Source organism: Mangrovibacter phragmitis (genome assembly GCF_001655675.1).
Lineage (GTDB): Bacteria > Pseudomonadota > Gammaproteobacteria > Enterobacterales > Enterobacteriaceae > Mangrovibacter > Mangrovibacter phragmitis.
This window is the reverse complement of the sequence record NZ_LYRP01000033.1, coordinates 113211-133016: the sequence shown is the minus strand read 5'-3', so window position 1 is coordinate 133016 and position 19806 is coordinate 113211. Positions and strand designations below refer to the sequence as shown.

Below are 19806 nucleotides of genomic sequence, written 5' to 3'. Positions count from 1 at the left end.
ACGAAAAATAAATGGGGGATTAAATCCCCCATTTTTTGGTAACTGCTTGTTGACGAATGATTAATTATTCGCCAGATGCCTGTTGTGCTTCTGGCTTGCCATAAATCAGCATCGGTTCAGACTGCCCCGAAATAACAGATTCATCGATAACCACTTTCTCGACATCATCCATAGATGGCAAGTCATACATAGTATCAAGCAGAGCAGCTTCAACAATAGAACGCAGGCCACGGGCACCCGTTTTACGCTGCATTGCTTTTCTGGCAATAGCATCAAGCGCATCATCACGGAATTCCAGCTCAACACCTTCCAGGTTAAACAACGCCTGGTATTGTTTAGTCAGCGCATTTTTTGGCTCTTTGAGGATTTGGATCAACGCCTCTTCACTCAACTCGCTCAAAGTTGCGACAACTGGCAGACGACCGATGAACTCCGGGATCAAACCAAACTTGATCAAATCTTCTGGCTCAACCTGCCCCAACAGCTGGCTTTCACTGGCTTTCTGTGACTTACCTTTTACCGTCGCGCCAAACCCAATGCCAGAACCTGTTTCAACACGATTGGCAATAACTTTATCCAGACCCGCAAATGCACCGCCACAGATAAACAGAATCTTTGAGGTATCAACCTGCAAAAACTCCTGTTGCGGATGCTTGCGCCCGCCCTGAGGGGGAACCGCTGCAACCGTACCTTCAATCAGTTTTAGCAACGCCTGCTGCACACCTTCACCTGACACATCACGGGTGATGGACGGGTTATCAGACTTACGTGAAATCTTGTCGATTTCATCGATGTAAACTATGCCACGCTGCGCTTTCTGCACATCGTAATCACATTTTTGTAGCAATTTCTGGATAATATTCTCAACGTCTTCACCCACATAACCGGCTTCGGTCAGTGTGGTTGCATCCGCCATGGTGAAGGGAACATCCAACAAACGTGCCAGCGTCTCAGCCAGCAGCGTCTTACCACTCCCGGTAGGCCCGATAAGCAAAATGTTACTTTTACCCAGTTCAACACCATTGCTGGTATCGCCGTTACGCAGACGCTTATAGTGGTTGTAGACCGCTACGGACAGCACCTTTTTAGCCGGTTCCTGGCCTATGACGTAATCGTCAAGGTGGCTGCGAATTTCATGGGGAGTTGGCAGCGCACTACGCTCGCGATGCGGGGCCACTTCTTTAATTTCTTCGCGAATAATGTCGTTACATAAATCGACGCACTCATCGCAGATATACACTGACGGCCCGGCAATCAGCTTACGCACTTCATGCTGGCTTTTGCCGCAAAAAGAGCAGTACAGCAATTTGCCTGAACCGTCTTTGCGCTTATCTGTCATCAGTAAAACCTCTTTTCTGTTACTTTATGCCGCACACGACGACGCAGTTGCCACTCTCAGGCGCAGCTGGCTACACGGGCTGGGCCACCAGAAACTTATTACAGTATAGCGGCTCAGCCACTCCTGGGCGTTAATTACGGTGAGTTAATATTGAGTCAACTAAACCGTACTCTACCGCTTCTGGTGCAGAGAGGAAACGATCGCGCTCAGTATCACGCTCAATTTCCTCCAGCGGTTTGCCTGTATGCTCTGCCATTAGTTCATTCATCCGCGCTTTAACTTTCAGGATTTCACGGGCATGAATTTCGATATCCGTTGCCTGCCCCTGATAACCGCCCAGCGGTTGGTGGATCATGACTCTGGAGTTTGGCAGGCAGAAACGCTTACCCTTAGTACCTGCTGTCAGCAAAAATGCGCCCATTGAAGCTGCCTGGCCCATACAAATGGTACTGACATCAGGTTTAATAAATTTCATGGTGTCGTAAATAGACATACCCGCGGTAATCACACCGCCTGGAGAGTTAATATACAAGTAAATGTCTTTTTCCGGGTTTTCTGCTTCGAGGAACAACATCTGCGCCACAATCAGGTTCGCCATGTGGTCTTCAACCTGACCCGTCAGGAAGATAACTCGCTCCTTAAGCAGACGGGAATAAATATCGTAAGAACGTTCACCGCGTGAGGTTTGTTCCACAACCATCGGCACCAACGCCATATGGGGTGCAAATTGTTCTTTTTCGCCACTGTATGACATTTTCCGTCTCCTTTATCGTTGTTAGAACTGACAGGTCGTACTGATTTTACCTGAGCTTACCAGGTATAACTATGCCCGGCGCCCCAAAGGTTTGTTACAGACGGATTATCAACCAGTATTCCAACAGTTACCCACAAGAGATGGGGCCAGCCCCATTTATTTTCAAGCATAACAATCTTTCAGCGTTACGCTACCACTGAAAACAGGATTACGCACGTTTCGCACTGACAAAAAAAAGCCCGCCACCAACCGGAGACGGGCTTTAATACTGACAGAGAGGTACCGGCAGTATTACGCCTGCTGGTTCATCAATTCATTGAAGGAAACAGCTTTGTCGCTAACTTTGGCTTTTGCCAGAACAGTTTCAACAGCCTGCTCTTCCAGCGCAACGTTACGCATATTTTCCATCAACTCTTTGTTTTTACCGTAGAACTCGATCACTTCAGACGGATCTTCGTAAGCAGAAGCCATTTCTTCGATCAGCGCCTTAACACGGTCTTCATCAGCTTTCAGCTCGTTGCTGCGAATCACTTCGCCCAACAGCAGGCCAACAACAACACGGCGTTTAGCTTGTTCTTCAAACAGTTCACGCGGCAGTTCCAGCGCTTGTTTTTCGTTACCACCGAAACGCTGAGCAGCCTGGCGACGCAGTACATCGATTTCGCTGTCGATCAGTGCGGCAGGCACCTCAATTTCATTCGCTTTAACCAGGCCATCAATTGCCTGAGACTTAATGCGGTTACGCACCGCACCTTTCAGTTCGCGTTCCATGTTTTTACGCACTTCAGCACGCAGACCTTCGACAGAACCATCGTCAACGCCGAAACGTTTGATGAATTCCGGGGTCATTTCCGGCAGTTCGCGCTCTTCAACTTTTTTCAGGTTGATAGCGAATTTCGCTGCTTTACCTTTCAGGTTTTCAGCGTGGTACTCTTCCGGGAAAGTCACATCAATAGTGAACTCTTCACCCGCTTTATGACCAACCAGCGCTTCTTCAAAGCCCGGGATCATACGGCCCTGGCCCATCGCCAGAACGAAATCAGACGCTTTACCGCCTTCAAACTCTTCGCCGTCAACAGAACCAGAGAAATCAACAGTTACGCGGTCTTCAGCGGCCACTTCACCATCTTTGTCTTTCCAGGTAGCCTGCTGTTTACGCAGGGTTTCCAGCATGGCGTCTACATCAGCTTCAGTCACTTCAACAACCGGTTTTTCAACTTCGATTGTTTCAATACCCTGTAATTCGACTTCCGGGTACACTTCAAATTCAACAGAGTAAGTGAAGTCTTCGCCCAGTTTGTATTCGCCCGGAACATAGTTCGGTGCGCCAGCCGGGTTAATTTTTTCTTTGATGATAGCATCAACAAAGTTGCGGCTCATCAGGTCACCCAGTACGTCCTGACGCACTGATGCGCCATAACGCTGAGCAACGATATTCATCGGTACTTTTCCTTTACGGAAGCCGTCAATACGGACTTTTTTAGCCACGTTGACCAGCTCGCTCTTCACCGCATTCTCGATGTTATCCGCAGCGATAGTGATAGTTACACGGCGGCCAAGGCCCTGAGTGGTTTCTACTGAAACTTGCATCTTGTTACCTCAAAAAATCACAGTGCTCGGTCAACTCTGGAAGCCCTAATGTATTTCGCTTCACAGAACCGGGATGGTTTCTGTATCCAGAACGCACTCCCTGTCACCAGAATCATCCCGAATACATTCCAAAAATTAAGACGCAGCATTATAGCGGCATCATCTGAGGGAGTCGAGAACCGCAACTAACGGATAACCGCACCGATTCACATTCTCGACATCCATCCACCTGTTTACCCGAATTCCTCCGGTAAACAGGCAAAAGAAAACGGCCTTATGGCCGTTCTGACTGACAACAGCTAACAGCCCGGTTAACAAACCAGGTCTGCCATCGGGCTGCGCAAATAAAGAAAATCAATTCATTGATTTCAAGCCACTGAGCCCAGGCAAAGAGAAAATACCTGTTCCGCTGTTAATAGCTGCAAAGACCCAACAAAAACAAACGGCCTGCAGGCCGTTTGCTGATAGCCGATTATCACCATACCGGATAACCGCCATTATTGACAACAACCCTGTCAGGCCAGTGTACCCGCCCCACGACAAGGAGGAGAAGGTAAAACAGTGTCCTGCAAATTCTCCCACTCTGAAGCAGAGTAAGTATGCAATGCCAGTGCATGCACCTGCCCGGCAAGTTCTTCGGCCAGCACTGTATAGACCTGGCGGTGGCGCGCTAACATGCGCTCAGCGGAAAACTTATCGCTGACAAGCACAACCTTAAAGTGACTTTCTGAGCCTGCAGGCACATTATGGCGATAACTTTCATCAATAATATCAATAAACACAGGGTCAAACGCCGCCTGTAACTTCGCTTCAATCTGTGCGCGCATCATAGTAAGTTCTCCCCCGACAACAACAGGTTGCCCGTCCCTTTAAATGTTAGCCGCTTTTACCTGTTAGCGAAGCATATGGCAATAAAATTTTCCCTCGAGTCTGATTGCTCTGAATGCAGACAACAGGTCTAATAGCCGGGGTTCTGGTGCGCGAACCGCTGGTTTTTTCTTCCTTATTACAGGGAAAAAGGCCGAAGCAGCAGATAAAACAATTTTCCCTGCTGCCTGCTTCCCCCTGTCACCAGCAATGTTATGATGGCGGGGACTTTTTTGGATAGAAAATGGTACTTGAGAGATAATCATGTTAAAAAAACTCTTTTTCCCGTTAATGGTGATGTTTGTCCTCGCAGGCTGCGCCACGCCGCCCACCACCATTGATGTTACCCCGAAAATTACATTGCCTTCCCAGGATCCCAGCCTGATGGGTATCACCATCAGCATTAATGGCGCAGACCAACGTCCGGATCATGCGCTGGCTCGAATCAACCGTGATAACCAGCTTGTCACGCTGACAGCCTCCCGAGACCTGCGTTTCCTGCTTCAGGAAGTGCTGGAAAAACAAATGACCGCCCGTGGCTACATGGTTGGTCCGAACGGCGCAGTTGACCTGCAAATCATCGTCAACAAGCTGTATGCCGATGTCTCACAGGGCAACCTGCGTTATAAAATTGCCACCTCAGCCGATGTCTCTATCATTGCTACCGCGAAGAACGGCAATAAGATGACCCGTACCTACCGTTCCAACTATTCTGTTGAAGGCGCGTTGCAGGCCAGCAACAAGAATATTGCGAATGCAGTTAACTCCGTGTTGAGCGACACCATCTCTGATATGTCACAAGACACCAGCATTAATGAGTTCATCAAACAGAACGCTCGCTAATACTAATCATCTATTACAGCCAGTTTGCCGCGGCAAACTGGCTGATGAGTAAGCCATGCCCACGCAATATTTACGGATATTTCAACAGCCCCGGTCTGCAATTCTGTTAATTCTGGGGTTTGCTTCAGGACTGCCACTCGCACTCACCTCAGGTACACTTCAGGCCTGGATGACGGTTGAAGGTATTGATCTTAAGACCATCGGTTTTTTCTCTTTGGTCGGTCAGGCTTATGTATTCAAGTTTCTCTGGTCCCCCGTGATGGACCGCTATACTCCCCCATTTTTAGGGCGCAGGCGAGGCTGGCTGGTTATTACCCAGGTTTTTCTGGTTCTCGGTATCGCCGCCATGGGGTTTCTGGACCCAGAGAGCCAGTTACGCTGGATGGCGGCACTTGCGGTCTTAATTGCTTTTTGTTCCGCCTCACAAGATATTGTGTTTGATGCGTGGAAAACCGATGTGCTCCCGGCTGATGAACGCGGTACTGGCGCGGCTATCAGTGTGCTGGGTTACCGCCTGGCAATGCTGGTATCTGGCGGCCTGGCCCTATGGCTGGCAGACAAATGGCTCGGCTGGCATGCCATGTACTGGTTGATGGCTGCACTCCTGGTTCCTTGCATTATCGCCACACTGCTGGCACCAGAACCACTGGATGCCATCCCGGTTCCCCGTTCGCTTGAGCAAGCTGTTTTACACCCACTGAAAGACTTTTTTGGCCGTAACAACGCCTGGCTTATTTTGCTGTTAATTGTGCTCTACAAGCTGGGTGACGCATTCGCCATGAGCCTGACCACTACTTTTTTGATTCGGGGTGTGGGGTTTGATGCAGGTGATGTGGGGCTGGTGAATAAAACCCTTGGCTTATTCGCCACTATTGTTGGTGCTTTGCTGGGCGGGGTACTGATGCAGAGACTGACTTTGTTCCGCGCGCTGCTCATTTTCGGTATCCTGCAAGGTGCTTCTAATGCCGGTTACTGGCTACTGTCTGTCACTGATAAGCATATCTACACCATGGGTGCTGCAGTTTTTTTTGAAAACTTATGTGGTGGAATGGGCACATCTGCTTTTGTCGCTCTGCTCATGAGCCTGTGTAACAAGTCATTCTCGGCCACACAATTTGCCCTGCTCTCCGCGCTTTCCGCTGTTGGTCGCGTTTATGTCGGCCCACTGGCGGGCTGGTTTGTTGAACTGTACAACTGGCCAACGTTTTATCTTTTTTCCATTTTTGCTGCTTTACCTGGCATCGCACTGCTGCTGGTGTGCAAGAAGACACTCGAACACACACAACAAACCGAACAGTTTCTTCCGCGAGAGTTTTTCCCTGTCGCGTATGCCGTTGCCCTTAAAGCGCTGCTACTGGGTTGTCTGGTGTTATTGTGCGGATTAGCGTTACTGGGGTTCCAGGCTTATGGTTACCTGGTTTTCTTACCTGGTGCACATATCACTGAATGGGGAGCAATTCTGATGGCTACCGGGTTGTGTGGGGGGGCCATTCTGGATGCAATGGCACTGCGTAAGTCAGCCCTTATTTAAAACTCAATATCAATTCAAATGATTAACGGGCTGGTATTATTTCAGCATATAATTACGTGAAGTAACAAATATGTTTATTTTTGCACCAATTCCCTACAAAACTATATTGCTAATTTGTGCTGAATCGACAGAAATAAATTAATGTTCTACGCTTTTTTTATATTTACATTTTATCGATTCAGCTAATTTTTCTTTAATATTAAGTTTTCTTAATGTCTGTAACTTGTCTTTTAAATGTTAATTAGTTGTTTATTTTTTTAATTGGTTATACCATTTACCCTTACAGCAACAGGCGCATGATCTGTTTAGGTTATAACAGGTGCCACTTAGCCGCCTTTTACTGTTTTTGTCATATTCAGCAACATATGTGACACGAACAGCAGAACCCGGTAACACCTTGCTGACACTAAGCCAATCATGTTTACAGTAATGTAACCATCCCGTAAAATGCCAGCACACTTTAAGCGCCACCAGATCCCGTGGAATTGAGGTCGTTAAATGAGACTCAGGAAATACAATAAAAGTCTGGGAATGCTGTCATTAGTTACAGCCACTGTATTACTCAGTGGCTGTGACTCGGCACTTCTCAACCCTAAAGGACAGATTGGCCTGGAACAACGTTCACTGATACTGACAGCCCTCGGGCTGATGTTGATTGTCGTTATTCCTGCCATCGCTATGGCAATTGGCTTTGCCTGGAAATATCGGGCATCAAACAAGGATGCTAAGTACACGCCCAATTGGGCGCACTCAAATAAGATTGAGGCTGTCGTTTGGACTATCCCTATTCTTATCATCCTTTTCCTTGCCGTACTGACCTGGAAAACCACCCATTCACTTGAGCCCAGCCGCCCAATTGCCAGCGACCAGAAACCGCTGAAAATTGAGGTTATCTCAATGAACTGGAAATGGTTTTTTATCTATCCGGAACAAGGTATTGCGACAGTCAACGAGATTGCCTTCCCGGCACATCGCCCTGTTGAATTCAAGCTTACCTCTGAAGACGTGATGAACTCGTTCTTTATTCCACGTTTGGGCAGCCAGTTGTATACCATGCCAGGCATGCAAACCAAACTGAACCTGATCGCCGATGAACCCGGTATTTACGATGGTATCTCTGCCAGCTACAGCGGTAAGGGGTTCTCCGGGATGAAATTTAAAGCGATTGCGACGCCTGACGAAGCCGGTTTCGACCAGTGGGTTGCCAAAGTTAAACAGTCATCGCTGACAATGGATGACATGGCAGCATACAAAAAGCTGGCACAACCCAGCGAATACAACAGTGTCGAGTACTTCTCCAGCGTGAAACCTAATTTGTTTGCCGATGTGGTTAATCAGTACATGTCCCACGGTAAGCACATGGCAACGCAAGCTGAAGGTGCAGTGATGCATCATGAAGGCATGCAGGGCATGGATATGGGCGACACGGAAACCTCTCACAAGGGCGCCGAGGAATAAATACGATGTTCGGAAAACTTTCACTGGATGCAGTCCCTTACCATGAACCCATTATCATGGTTACGGTCGCAGCCATTATTATCGGTGGTCTGGCAATAGTCGCCGCCATCACTTACTTCGGTAAGTGGACCTATTTGTGGAAAGAGTGGTTCACGTCCGTCGACCACAAAAAACTGGGCGTGATGTACATCATTATGGCAATTGTCATGCTGTTGCGTGGTTTTGCTGATGCCATCATGATGCGCAGCCAACAGGCACTCGCTTCTGCAGGCGAAGCCGGCTTCCTGCCGCCTCACCACTACGATCAGATTTTCACCGCACACGGTGTAATTATGATCTTCTTCGTGGCAATGCCTTTCGTTGTTGGTCTGATGAACCTGGTTGTGCCATTGCAAATCGGCGCACGTGACGTCGCCTTCCCATTCCTTAACAACCTGAGTTTCTGGTTCACTGTTGTGGGTGTGGTGTTGGTTAACCTGTCACTGGGCGTAGGTGAATTTGCACAAACTGGCTGGCTGGCTTATCCGCCACTATCTGGAAGCGAGTATAGTCCAGGCGTTGGGGTCGATTACTGGATATGGAGCTTGCAGCTCTCCGGTATTGGTACCACGCTTACCGGGATTAACTTCTTCGTGACTATCCTGAAAATGCGCGCACCGGGCATGGATATGTTCAAAATGCCTATCTTTACCTGGGCATCTTTGTGCACCAACGTACTGATTGTCATTTCCTTCCCAATTCTGACTGCGACTATCGCGCTGTTGACGCTGGATCGTTATCTGGGCACCCATTTCTTTACTAATGATATGGGCGGCAACATGATGATGTACGTCAACCTGATTTGGGCATGGGGCCACCCGGAAGTGTACATTCTGGTGCTGCCGGTGTTCGGGGTCTTCTCCGAAGTGACCGCCACCTTTGCGAAAAAGCGCATGTTCGGTTACACCTCCATGGTGTGGGCGACCGTGTGTATCACCCTGCTTTCCTTTATGGTCTGGCTGCACCACTTCTTTACCATGGGTAGTGGCGCGAACGTGAACGCCTTCTTTGGTATCACCACAATGATTATCGCAATCCCGACAGGGGTTAAGATCTTCAACTGGCTGTTCACCATGTATCAGGGACGTATCACCTTTAACTCCGCAATGCTGTGGACCATTGGGTTTATTGTCACCTTCTCTGTTGGTGGTATGACCGGGGTTCTGCTGGCGGTACCTGGTGCTGACTTCGTTCTGCATAACAGCCTGTTCCTGATTGCTCACTTCCATAACGTTATAATCGGTGGTGTGGTATTTGGGTGCTTCGCGGGTATGACTTACTGGTGGCCTAAAGCCTTTGGTTTTACCCTGAATGAGAAATGGGGTAAACGTGCTTTCTGGTTCTGGATTATTGGCTTCTTTGTCGCCTTTATGCCGCTGTACGCACTGGGCTTTATGGGGATGACCCGCCGTCTGAGCCAGCATATCGACCCGGCATTCCATCCGTTGCTGATGGTTGCGGCGGGCGGTGCTGCACTGATTGCTATGGGTATCCTGTGCCAGTTGACTCAGTTCTATGTTTCTATCCGTGACCGTGAGCAAAACCGCGATCTGACGGGTGACCCGTGGGGTGGACGTACACTGGAGTGGTCAACTTCATCTCCGGCTCCGTTCTATAACTTTGCCCATGTGCCACACGTTCATGAGCGTGATGCATTCTGGGAACTGAAAGAGAAAGGCGAAGCATACAAAAAACCTGCGCATTATGAAGAGATTCATATGCCGAGAAACAGCGGTGCGGGCATCGTTATCGCAGCATTTGCAACTGTGTTTGGTTTTGCCATGATCTGGCATATCTGGTGGCTGGCAATTGTTGGCTTTGCTGGAATGATTGTCACCTGGATTGCGAAGAGCTTCGATGAAGACGTGGATTACTACGTACCGGTTGCCGAGATCGAAAAACTGGAAGAACAGCATTTCGATGAACTCAACAAAGCAGGGCTGAAAAATGTCAACTGATACTCTGACTCACTCAAAAGCCCATGACCATGGGCACCACGATGCAGGGCCGAATAAAGTGTTCGGCTTCTGGATCTACCTGATGAGCGACTGCATTCTGTTCTCGTGCCTGTTTGCCACCTATGCAGTGCTGGTAAACAACACCGCAGGCGGCCCGTCCGGGAAAGACATTTTCGAACTGCCGTTTGTGCTGGTTGAAACTTTCCTGCTGTTGTTCAGTTCTATTACCTATGGCTTTGCTGTCATTGCCATGAACAAAGGCAACAAAAGCCAGGTTATGTCCTGGCTTGTGCTGACCTTCTTGTTTGGTGCCGGCTTTATCGGGATGGAACTCTATGAATTCCACCACCTGATTGCCGAAGGCTTTGGCCCGCAGCGCAGTGGCTTCTTATCCGCGTTCTTCACGCTGGTAGGTACTCATGGTCTGCACGTCACCTCTGGCCTAATCTGGATGGCGGTCATGATGTTCCACATTTCTCGTCGTGGGCTGACCAGTGCTAACCGTACACGTATCATGTGCCTGAGTCTGTTCTGGCACTTCCTGGATATCGTGTGGATTTGTGTATTCTCGGTTGTCTATCTGATGGGGGCAATGTAATGAGTCATTCAACTGATAACAGCGGCGCTCATCACGGCAGCGTAGGAACCTACCTGACCGGGTTTATTCTGTCCGTTATTCTGACCGTTATCCCCTTCTGGATGGTGATGACCGGCGCGGCCTCTCATGGTGCGCTGATTGGTGTTGTCATTGTTACCGCAGTGGTGCAGTTACTGGTTCATCTGGTGTGCTTCCTGCATATGAACACCTCTTCAGAAGAGCGCTGGAACCTGGTTGCCTTTGTCTTTACCGTGCTGATTATCGCCATTCTGGTGGTGGGCTCGATTTGGATTATGTGGAACCTTAACCACAACATGATGCTGGACTAAGAGCGGCTAAAATGATTAAGCAATACCTGCAAGTTACCAAGCCCGGCATTATTTTCGGGAACTTGATATCCGTGATCGGAGGCTTTTTACTGGCCGCAAAAGGGAATATTGATTATCCCTTGTTTGGCTTTACGCTGCTGGGTGTAAGCCTGGTGGTTGCCTCAGGTTGTGTGTTCAACAACGTGATTGACCGTGACATCGACCCTAAGATGGAACGCACTAAAAATCGCGTAATGGTCACAGGCCTCATTTCTCCGGAAGTGGCGTTGGTTTACGGCAGTTTGCTGGGTATTGCTGGCTTCATGATGCTGTTCTTTGGCGCTAATCCGCTGGCTATGTGGCTGGCGGTAATGGGATTCGTTGTCTATGTAGGCATTTACAGCCTGTATATGAAACGCCATTCAGTTTACGGAACCTTGATTGGCAGCCTGTCTGGCGCGGCTCCACCAGTTATCGGTTACTGTGCTGTGACTAACGAGTTTGACACTGGTGCATTTATCCTGCTGGCTATTTTCAGCCTGTGGCAAATGCCGCACTCTTATGCCATTGCGATTTTCCGCTTTAAAGATTACCAGGCAGCAAACATTCCGGTGTTGCCTGTAGTAAAAGGCATTTCCGTCGCAAAAAACCATATTACGCTGTATATCATTGCGTTTATGGTGGCAACGTTAATGCTCTCTTTAGGTGGTTATGCCGGGTACAAATATCTGGTGGTTGCCGCGGCAGTCAGTGTGTGGTGGCTTGGGATGGCGTTATCAGGTTATAAAACCGAAAACGACAAAGTCTGGGCGCGCAAACTGTTTGTGTTTTCCATTGTCGCAATTACCTCACTCAGCGTGATGATGTCGGTGGACTTTATGGTTCCGGACTCCCACAGCCTGCTGACTTATGTCTGGTAATTTTCCAGCTTCAACACAAAAGGTGCCCCTGGCACCTTGAGTCTGATGACAAACCTCATGTCCGCACAGAACGAGAGGATGTCACCCAATAAAAAACCAGGAAAATCAATTTATTGATTTTCGGCTGCTAACTAAAAAGAAGGAAAAACCACGCTTTTTCCTTCTTTTTCTACAATCTGAAGGTGCCCCTGGCACCTTTTTTTATTCATATTACTCGTATCATTTGCAGCATCAGCCACACCTTACGTGATCATCTTTGTAATATTTGCTAAACAAGCTGGCATTTACCCCACCGGACACCCCGCTCTACACTATGCCCGGCTTTTCTTCAGAGGTAACAATGAACGATAACAAAATGACACCGCTTGAATTGCGGGCAACCTGGGGGCTGGGTACAGTATTTTCCCTGCGTATGCTGGGCATGTTTATGGTATTGCCGGTTTTGACAACATGGGGTATGGCTCTGCAAGGTGCTAATGAAGCGCTGATAGGTCTTGCTATCGGTATTTATGGTCTGGCTCAGGCCGTGTTTCAAATTCCTTTTGGATTGCTTTCAGACCGCATTGGCCGTAAACCGTTAATTGTTGGTGGGTTGGCTATCTTTGTCGTCGGCAGTGTTATTGCCGCCACCACACACTCCATTTGGGGCGTCATTCTGGGCCGTGCATTACAAGGTTCAGGTGCGATTGCCGCCGCGGTAATGGCCTTACTGTCTGACCTGACACGGGAACAAAACCGCACCAAAGCCATGGCGTTTATTGGTGTCAGCTTTGGCATTACTTTCGCTATTGCCATGGTTGCCGGGCCGATTGTAACCCACCGGATAGGCCTCAATGGCCTGTTCTGGATGATTGCCCTGCTGGCAAGCCTGGGGATTCTTATTACCTTACTGGTTGTGCCTGGCAGCAAAGACCACGTACTGAACCGCGAATCAGGTATGGTGCGCGGGTGTTTTAAACAGGTGCTGGCTAATCCCAGCCTGCTAAAACTTAATGCCGGCATTATGTGCCTGCATATTTTGCTGATGTCCACGTTTGTCGCCCTGCCTGGCGAGCTGGAATCCGTTGGTTTCCCCGCTTCCCAGCACTGGAAACTCTACCTTGGAACCATGCTTATCGCTTTCATCGGCGTAGTACCCTTTATCATCTATGCCGAAGTGAAGCGTAAAATGAAGCGTGTCTTCGTGGGTTGTGTGGCAACCCTGGTGGTTGCCGAAATCGTATTATGGGGTGCGGGTGAAGGGTTCTGGGAACGGGTTATCGGGGTGCAGTTGTTTTTCCTCGCCTTTAACCTGATGGAGGCCATTCTGCCATCACTTATCAGTAAAGAGTCGCCTGCTGGTTACAAAGGCACTGCGATGGGCGTTTACTCCACCAGCCAGTTTCTGGGAGTTGCGCTGGGCGGCACGTTAGGTGGCTGGCTGGACGGGCACTTTGATTCACAAACCGTCTTTCTGGGGGGCGCGTTAGTGGCTGTATTGTGGTTATTACTCAGCACCACAATGAAAGAACCGCCTTACGTCAGTAGCCTGCGTATTGAACTACCAGACTACGCGATTGATGACGATGTACTGAAAGCGCGACTGCTGGCGAAAGAAGGTGTGAAAGACGCACTGATAGTCAGTGAAGAGCGCAGTGCCTATGTGAAGATTGACAGCAAAGTCACTAACCGGGTGGAAATTGAATCACTGGTGAAAAGCGCCTGATGCCAGGTTAATTTAAGTGGGCTGTGATACAGCACAGCCCACTGGGTTATCAGTCACGGAAGTTATTGAACTGGAATGGTTGCCCAAGATTGCCACCACGCACCAGCGCCATAACTGACTGTAAGTCATCACGAGATTTTCCAGTAACCCTTACTTGTTCACCCTGAATCTGTGCCTGGACTTTCAGCTTACTGTCTTTAATCAATTTAACGATTTTTTTTGCCAGCGCCGTGTCAATCCCCTGCTTCAGGCTGGCCTCAACACTCCAGGTTTTACCGCTGTGCTCAATAGTTTCTGGCACTTCGAGTGAGCTGCCTTCAATACCGCGTTTAAGCAGTTTGGCGCGTAAAATATCTACCAACTGGCTCACCTGAAAATCAGACTCACTCTCAACTTTGATGGTGTTATTTTTGTCATTGAATTCAAAACTGGCTGTTACGTTACGAAAGTCAAAGCGCGTTGCCAGTTCGCGGGTGGCGTTTTCCACCGCATTGCGTACTTCCTGAACTTCCACTTCTGAAACAATATCGAATGACGGCATGATTCTTCTCCCCTTTCTTCTGTTGCCAGCATGATACCCAGTGAAACGCACAAAACAACCCACAGGCAGTACTAAGCCGCTGGACAATGCCCTTATTACCACTGACAGACGCTTTTACCAGCAAAAGCATACCAACAGGGGATGGTGAGACATAGCGATTCGCTGCAACATGAACATTTTCAGGTATATAATCATATCATGTGCTTTGAACTGTTCTTGATACAGGATAAACCTGTCAGGATCCGGTGTTCATGCGGCCATAAAGGGCGACATGATGTATGACGAGAAAACCTGCCAGGAGGGGAAATGAACATTACTGTACTGGGGTGTGGCGCGTTAGGTCAGGTTTGGCTGTCGGCTTTATTATCCCAGGGGCATCAGGTTCAGGGGTGGCTGCGTGTGCCACAAGACACTTTCGTATTCAACCTGGTTAACCTGGATGGAAGCAAAGTTCAGCACCGTGTTCAGGCAAATTCCCTCAGCCAGCTTGCTCAGTGCGATCTCCTGTTGGTAACGCTTAAAGCATGGCAAGTCTCCAACGCGGTCAAAAGCCTGGCATCGCATTTGCGACCAACCTGCCCTATTCTGCTTATTCATAATGGCATGGGTACGCAGGAAGAGCTAAGACAGTTACAAAACCCTTTATTAATGGGTGTCACCACGCATGCTGCCCGTCGGGAAGGCAACCAGGTGATTCATGTCGCCAGCGGCACCACACATATTGGCCCCGGCAATAAACAAGGGGAAGCCTGGAGTGAAATGGCCGATGTCCTGCAGGCAGTTTTACCAGATGTCGCATGGCATGACACTATTCGGGCAGCCTGCTGGCGGAAACTTACCGTCAATTGCGTAATCAACCCACTGACTGCGTTGTATGACTGCCCTAATGGCGGTTTGAAAGCCTTCCCTGAGCATATCAATGCTATTTGCAGCGAAGTGGCTCTGGTTATGGAGCGCGAAGGGTTGCATATTTCGCAGGAAAACCTGGTAAGTTATGTAAACCAGGTTATCGACAATACTGCCGAAAATATCTCCTCCATGCTGCAGGATGTCCGTATTCAGCGCCATACAGAGATTGATTATATCACCGGCTACCTGCTGCAACGCGGGCGAGCTCACGGCCTTTCTCTGCCGCAAAACAGCCAACTTTATGAACAAATCAAACGTAAGGAGAACGATTATGAGCGCCTCGGCACTGATATGCCTGGCTCCTGGAACTGAAGAAACCGAAGCTGTCACTACTATTGACCTGCTGGTGCGTGGTGGCGTTGCGGTCACTACCGCGAGTGTCGCTACGGATGGTGATTTAGTTATTACCTGTTCCCGGGGTGTAAAATTACTGGCCGATGCGCCGCTGGTTACGGTAGCAGACAATCCCTATGATGTTATTGTCCTGCCGGGAGGTCTTGCTGGGGCAGAATGTTTCCGCGACAGCCCGTTATTAGTGGAAACAGTACGCCAGTTTCACCTGTCCGGGCGCATTGTTGCGGCTATCTGCGCTGCCGCAGGCACAGTACTGGTTCCTCATGAGATTTTCCCCATCGCAAACATGACGGGTTTTCCCGGTCTGAAAGACCGGATCCCTGAAGAACAATGGCAGGAAAAGCGCGTGGTATGGGATCCGCGCGTAAATTTACTCACCAGCCAGGGGCCGGGCACTGCAATAGATTTTGCCCTGAAGATTATTGATTTATTACAAGGGCCGGAAAAAGCCCGTGAAGTTGCCAGCCAGCTGGTTCTGGCCGCCGGGATTTATAACTACCAGAATTGATGGCATCAGGCACCTGAGAACTGGTATTTAACAGCCAGTTTGTCAGGTACCTGTTGCATTTTCCCCTTAAGTCATTGTCCTGTTACTTACTGGTAAGCCCCGGCTGAATAGGTCAGCTCATAGCTGTGGCTATATATTTCAATAATATTGCCGAAGGGATCTTCCATATACACCATACGGTATGGTTTCTCACCCGGGTAATACTCACGCACAGGCATGCGCTGTTTACCACCAGCAGCAACGATTTTAGCGGCCAGCCCTTCCACATCCGGGTCCTGCACGCAGAAATGGAATACACCCGTTTTCCAGTATTCAAAGTTATTTTCCGGCTTTTCTGCAGCGTTAAATTCAAAGATTTCAACACCAACCCGGTCACCGGTAGAGAGATGAGCGATACGGAAAGAGGACCAGCCGGCACCAAAGACATCGCTGCACATTACGCCAATAGCGCTGTCATCTTCCGTGATTGTGGTGGGTTGCATAATCAGGTACCACCCCATCACTTCGGTGTAAAACTTCACGGCGGCGTCCAGGTCGGTCACCGACAACCCGATATGCGAAAAGGCGCGTGGATAAGTTTGGTTCATATCAATTCTCCTCAATTTGTATTCCACAAGCCTACGCTCTCAAAACTATAATAAGAACCACCAACAACTAATGGTTTCTATAAGAGTTCGTAATGGTTAATCCACAATGGTTACGTTCATTTGCTGCACTGGCAAAACGGGGAAACTTCACCCGGGCGGCTGACAGCCTGTTACTGACACAGTCGGCTGTCAGCCAACACGTTAAACAACTGGAGGCCGAGTATGGCCAACTGATCATTCGCCACTCCCGGCATGTTGAATTAACGCCAGCAGGCCATGTACTGTTGCGCTTTTACGACGAAATATGTGGTGCTGAAAAACGCCTGAACGCGAGCCTTGCCGCCCGGGATGATGACCAGGGGGAAATCAGTGTGATAAGCCCTGGCAGTATTGGATTATCGCTGTATCCGTTGTTACTTGACTTACAACAGCAATGCCCGGATCTGACAGTTCGTTACCGTTTTGCACCGGATAAAGAAGTGCTGGATGCGGTACTGAATAACCATTTCGAACTGGGTATTGTGCCGTTAAAACCCGACCATCCCAGCCTGAATGCCGAGTTCTTCGCTAACGAATATCTGGAGTTGATTGCCCCGGCAGGAGCCAGTGTGCACACCTGGCCTGACCTTGAAAACCTCGGTTTTATTAACCACCCGGATGGGAATGTAATGGCAACCCGTTTACTCAGCCGCTGGTTTCCGGCTAACCCGGGTGTGTCCAGCCTGCCAGAAAACGGGTTTATTAACCAAATAGGCCTGATACTTGAACCTGTCGCCCGGGGCATGGGCTTTACTGTATTACCACGTTTTGCCCGCATGGCATTTGCGCGCCAGGAGGCAATTCAGGCGTTGGAACTGGGCCCGGAAGTGGTTAACCCACTGTGGTTAATCTACCGGGCCGAATGGCCACTCTCGCGCCGGGCACAACGAGCCTTGAGCGTATTACGTACCAGTTGTGAAACACCACGGGCAACGCCTGCATAAAACGCCACGCTGTTTGGGTTCCGCACACCTGAAGCAACAAGCCGGCCTGACTGATTTATTTACCCTGCCAGACAGTGGCTGATACTCCCGGTAAAGCCAGTGCCATGCCATCAATAACGCCACTTCCTTCAAGGCAATGCCAGCTTTTCTCTGCCAGCAAGGCAGAGAAAGGCAGCGTACAAGTGGTTTTCTCCCCACGATTCAGGGCAACCAGCACTCGCTCCTTTTGCCACACACGGACAAACACCAGCACGTCACCGGCCGCAAAAACCACCTGGCAGCCACCATGGCGCAGAGCCTTACTTTTTCGGCGTATCGTTGCAATACGCCGGTACAGACTTAACAGCGCCAGGTCCTGCTGTGCTTTATCCCACGGGAAGGGTTTACGACACATAGGGTCGTTGCCGCCATCGAGCCCCACTTCATCGCCATAATAAATACAGGGAACGCCAGGCCAGCAAAACAACCAGATAACGGCCAGTGGCAGGTGGGCAACATCTTTCCCCAGCAGTGTTTTAAACCGCGCTGTGTCGTGGCTGTCGAGTTGGTTAAACATGCGTAACTGCTGTTGGTGAGATAACCCGGCCCGGTAATCCTCAAGCCAGGCTGCACAGGTTTCAGCGTCAATATGATTAGGGTCGTACGAAATATCCGTGTTAGCCAGAAACCCCCAAACCGGGAAGCTGAACCCACGGTAATTCATCGCGCTGTGTTCAGCATCGTTATGCAACCACTGACGGGCATCGCCAAAGTGCTCACCAAACACAAATGCCTCAGGGTTTACCTCGCAGGAAGCCTGAGTGATACCAGCAATATGTTGCTGGTTATTTTTAGCTCCTCCCGCCTCACCCAACATTTGTACGACATCCAGCCGCCAGCCATCCATATTCCAGGGTGGCTGTAGCCAGTGGCGCACCACGCTGTTCTCACCCCGGTAGATTTCATCCACTACACCAGCACACCCATAATCAAGCTTGGGCAGGCTGCTGTAACCCAGCCAGTTCAGCGCCTGACCTGATTCATCAAAATGATACCACTCACGCCAGGGGGAATCCGCATGGTGGCAGGCTCCCTGCGAATGTTGCTGGTAACGGTCAAACCAGGGGTGAGTATCTCCGGTGTGGTTAAAGACACCATCCAGAATCAGGCGCATTCCCTTGTTCCTGGTTTGTTGCCGTAAACGCAATAAGGCATCATTGCCACCGAACGCCATATCCACCTCGCGGTAATTCTGGGTATCGTATTTATGCACGCTGGGGGCCGTGAACACCGGGTTAAGATACAGGGCTGTTACTCCAAGCTTCTGCAAGTAAGGCAGTTTTTCAGTGATGCCATCCAAATCTCCGCCATAAAATGTCGATCCTCCCGCTTCGTGTGTCAGAGGTTCATGCCAGGCCTTATGCCGGGTTTCAGTCCCGGCTGAATGGTGCCAGTAAGAGTGGTCTGCCTCGGGCTTACGCTGGTGACTACGGGCAAAACGGTCGGGAAATATTTGGTAAAACACCTGGTCTGCGACCCAGCCGGGCCCTGTATCAGGGTAATCAACTGCGAAAGTTTCCAGCCGCGGCGGCGGGAATGCACCCATTCCCCGTGGCGAAAACCATTGCTGGCGGTCGGCCCATAACAGTTTAAAGCTGTAGCGGCGGCGTGGTTGTCCCTGAGCAAGGCTGATTCGCCCGCGCCAGGCTACCACGCCCCTGGCAGGAGCCGTACTCTGCCGCTTCATCGGCATCATCAGCTCTTCGTTATCTTCTTCATAACGGATAACAACACGCTGCGGTAAATCATTACCAGCGAGCCACAAAGTCACGACCAAATGGTTATCATGAATCGTGACAAACGGCGTAACTGGCAGGTGCCAGGCTGTTAACATAATCGCTCTCCCCTCTCTGGAATTGCGCCACCTTGCCATAATCGTTACACAGGAAACTCACCATTAGCGACTTTATTCGGGGAGGATAACGGGGGAGGAGAAAACGGAAAGAGAAACAGACTCACCCCGGGGAGAAACCAG

The 19806-nt window shown here is 49.6% G+C and carries 18 protein-coding genes; 11 read left to right on the top strand and 7 right to left on the bottom strand.

What is annotated here, in order from left to right:
• Positions 1–64 precede the first annotated feature (64 nt).
• From clpX to bolA, 4 genes are all read right to left on the bottom strand, one after another.
• Positions 65–1339, bottom strand: coding sequence for an ATP-dependent protease ATP-binding subunit ClpX (gene clpX, locus A9B99_RS16190; protein WP_064599261.1), 1275 nt, complete (start codon positions 1337–1339; stop codon positions 65–67).
• Between the two features lie 130 nt (positions 1340–1469).
• A complete protein-coding gene (clpP, locus tag A9B99_RS16185) occupies positions 1470–2093 on the bottom strand; it encodes an ATP-dependent Clp endopeptidase proteolytic subunit ClpP (protein ID WP_064599259.1) in 624 nt (207 codons plus the stop codon).
• A 291-nt stretch (positions 2094–2384) separates the two neighbouring features.
• Complete coding sequence (gene tig, locus A9B99_RS16180; protein WP_064599257.1) at positions 2385–3683, bottom strand: trigger factor; 1299 nt, start codon at positions 3681–3683, stop codon at positions 2385–2387.
• A 515-nt stretch (positions 3684–4198) separates the two neighbouring features.
• Positions 4199–4513 (bottom strand): transcriptional regulator BolA, encoded by a 315-nt coding sequence (gene bolA / locus A9B99_RS16175; RefSeq protein WP_064599256.1) that lies wholly within the window; start codon positions 4511–4513, stop codon positions 4199–4201.
• Positions 4514–4814: 301 nt separating this feature from the next.
• On the opposite strand from bolA, the gene A9B99_RS16170 reads away from it, so the two are divergent.
• The 8 genes from A9B99_RS16170 (at position 4815) to A9B99_RS16135 (ending at position 13910) form a co-directional block, all read left to right on the top strand.
• Positions 4815–5393 carry a lipoprotein gene (locus A9B99_RS16170; protein ID WP_064599254.1) on the top strand — a complete coding sequence of 193 codons (579 nt, stop codon included), beginning with the start codon at positions 4815–4817 and terminating at the stop codon, positions 5391–5393.
• A gap of 55 nt (positions 5394–5448) precedes the next feature.
• Complete coding sequence (gene ampG / locus A9B99_RS16165) at positions 5449–6924, top strand: muropeptide MFS transporter AmpG (protein WP_064599252.1); 1476 nt, start codon at positions 5449–5451, stop codon at positions 6922–6924.
• A 498-nt stretch (positions 6925–7422) separates the two neighbouring features.
• On the top strand, positions 7423–8382 hold the full coding sequence (gene cyoA / locus A9B99_RS16160; RefSeq protein WP_064599250.1) for a cytochrome o ubiquinol oxidase subunit II: 960 nt from the start codon (positions 7423–7425) through the stop codon (positions 8380–8382).
• Positions 8383–8387: 5 nt separating this feature from the next.
• A complete protein-coding gene (gene cyoB, locus A9B99_RS16155; protein ID WP_064599248.1) occupies positions 8388–10379 on the top strand; it encodes a cytochrome o ubiquinol oxidase subunit I in 1992 nt (663 codons plus the stop codon).
• Entirely contained in the window at positions 10369–10977 is a 609-nt protein-coding gene (locus A9B99_RS16150; RefSeq protein ID WP_064599245.1) for a cytochrome o ubiquinol oxidase subunit III, read from the top strand. The genes cyoB and A9B99_RS16150 overlap by 11 nt, the downstream gene beginning before the upstream one ends.
• On the top strand, positions 10977–11306 hold the full coding sequence (locus A9B99_RS16145; RefSeq protein WP_064599243.1) for a cytochrome o ubiquinol oxidase subunit IV: 330 nt from the start codon (positions 10977–10979) through the stop codon (positions 11304–11306). Before A9B99_RS16150 ends, A9B99_RS16145 begins: the two co-directional genes overlap by 1 nt.
• 11 nt (positions 11307–11317) lie before the next feature.
• The gene (gene cyoE / locus A9B99_RS16140) at positions 11318–12205 is read left to right on the top strand and encodes a heme o synthase (RefSeq protein WP_064599241.1); all 888 of its coding nucleotides are present in this window, start codon (positions 11318–11320) and stop codon (positions 12203–12205) included.
• A gap of 340 nt (positions 12206–12545) precedes the next feature.
• Positions 12546–13910 carry an MFS transporter gene (locus tag A9B99_RS16135; protein WP_064599239.1) on the top strand — a complete coding sequence of 455 codons (1365 nt, stop codon included), beginning with the start codon at positions 12546–12548 and terminating at the stop codon, positions 13908–13910.
• Positions 13911–13959: 49 nt separating this feature from the next.
• Here A9B99_RS16135 and A9B99_RS16130 read toward each other — a convergent pair whose 3' ends face one another.
• Complete coding sequence (locus A9B99_RS16130; RefSeq protein WP_064599236.1) at positions 13960–14451, bottom strand: YajQ family cyclic di-GMP-binding protein; 492 nt, start codon at positions 14449–14451, stop codon at positions 13960–13962.
• A gap of 306 nt (positions 14452–14757) precedes the next feature.
• Here A9B99_RS16130 and panE point away from each other — a divergent pair, with 306 nt between their 5' ends.
• Both panE and yajL read left to right on the top strand, forming a co-directional pair.
• On the top strand, positions 14758–15672 hold the full coding sequence (gene panE / locus A9B99_RS16125; RefSeq protein ID WP_064599234.1) for a 2-dehydropantoate 2-reductase: 915 nt from the start codon (positions 14758–14760) through the stop codon (positions 15670–15672).
• A complete protein-coding gene (yajL, locus tag A9B99_RS16120; protein WP_064599232.1) occupies positions 15632–16222 on the top strand; it encodes a protein deglycase YajL in 591 nt (196 codons plus the stop codon). The genes panE and yajL overlap by 41 nt, the downstream gene beginning before the upstream one ends.
• An 86-nt stretch (positions 16223–16308) precedes the next feature.
• On the opposite strand, the gene A9B99_RS16115 is transcribed toward yajL, so the two are convergent.
• Complete coding sequence (locus tag A9B99_RS16115) at positions 16309–16809, bottom strand: lactoylglutathione lyase family protein (RefSeq protein WP_064599230.1); 501 nt, start codon at positions 16807–16809, stop codon at positions 16309–16311.
• Positions 16810–16901: 92 nt separating this feature from the next.
• On the opposite strand from A9B99_RS16115, the gene A9B99_RS16110 reads away from it, so the two are divergent.
• Complete coding sequence (locus A9B99_RS16110) at positions 16902–17792, top strand: LysR family transcriptional regulator (RefSeq protein WP_064599228.1); 891 nt, start codon at positions 16902–16904, stop codon at positions 17790–17792.
• 55 nt (positions 17793–17847) lie between these two features.
• Here A9B99_RS16110 and malZ read toward each other — a convergent pair whose 3' ends face one another.
• Positions 17848–19665 carry a maltodextrin glucosidase gene (malZ, locus tag A9B99_RS16105; RefSeq protein ID WP_064599227.1) on the bottom strand — a complete coding sequence of 606 codons (1818 nt, stop codon included), beginning with the start codon at positions 19663–19665 and terminating at the stop codon, positions 17848–17850.
• Positions 19666–19806: the final 141 nt, after the last annotated feature.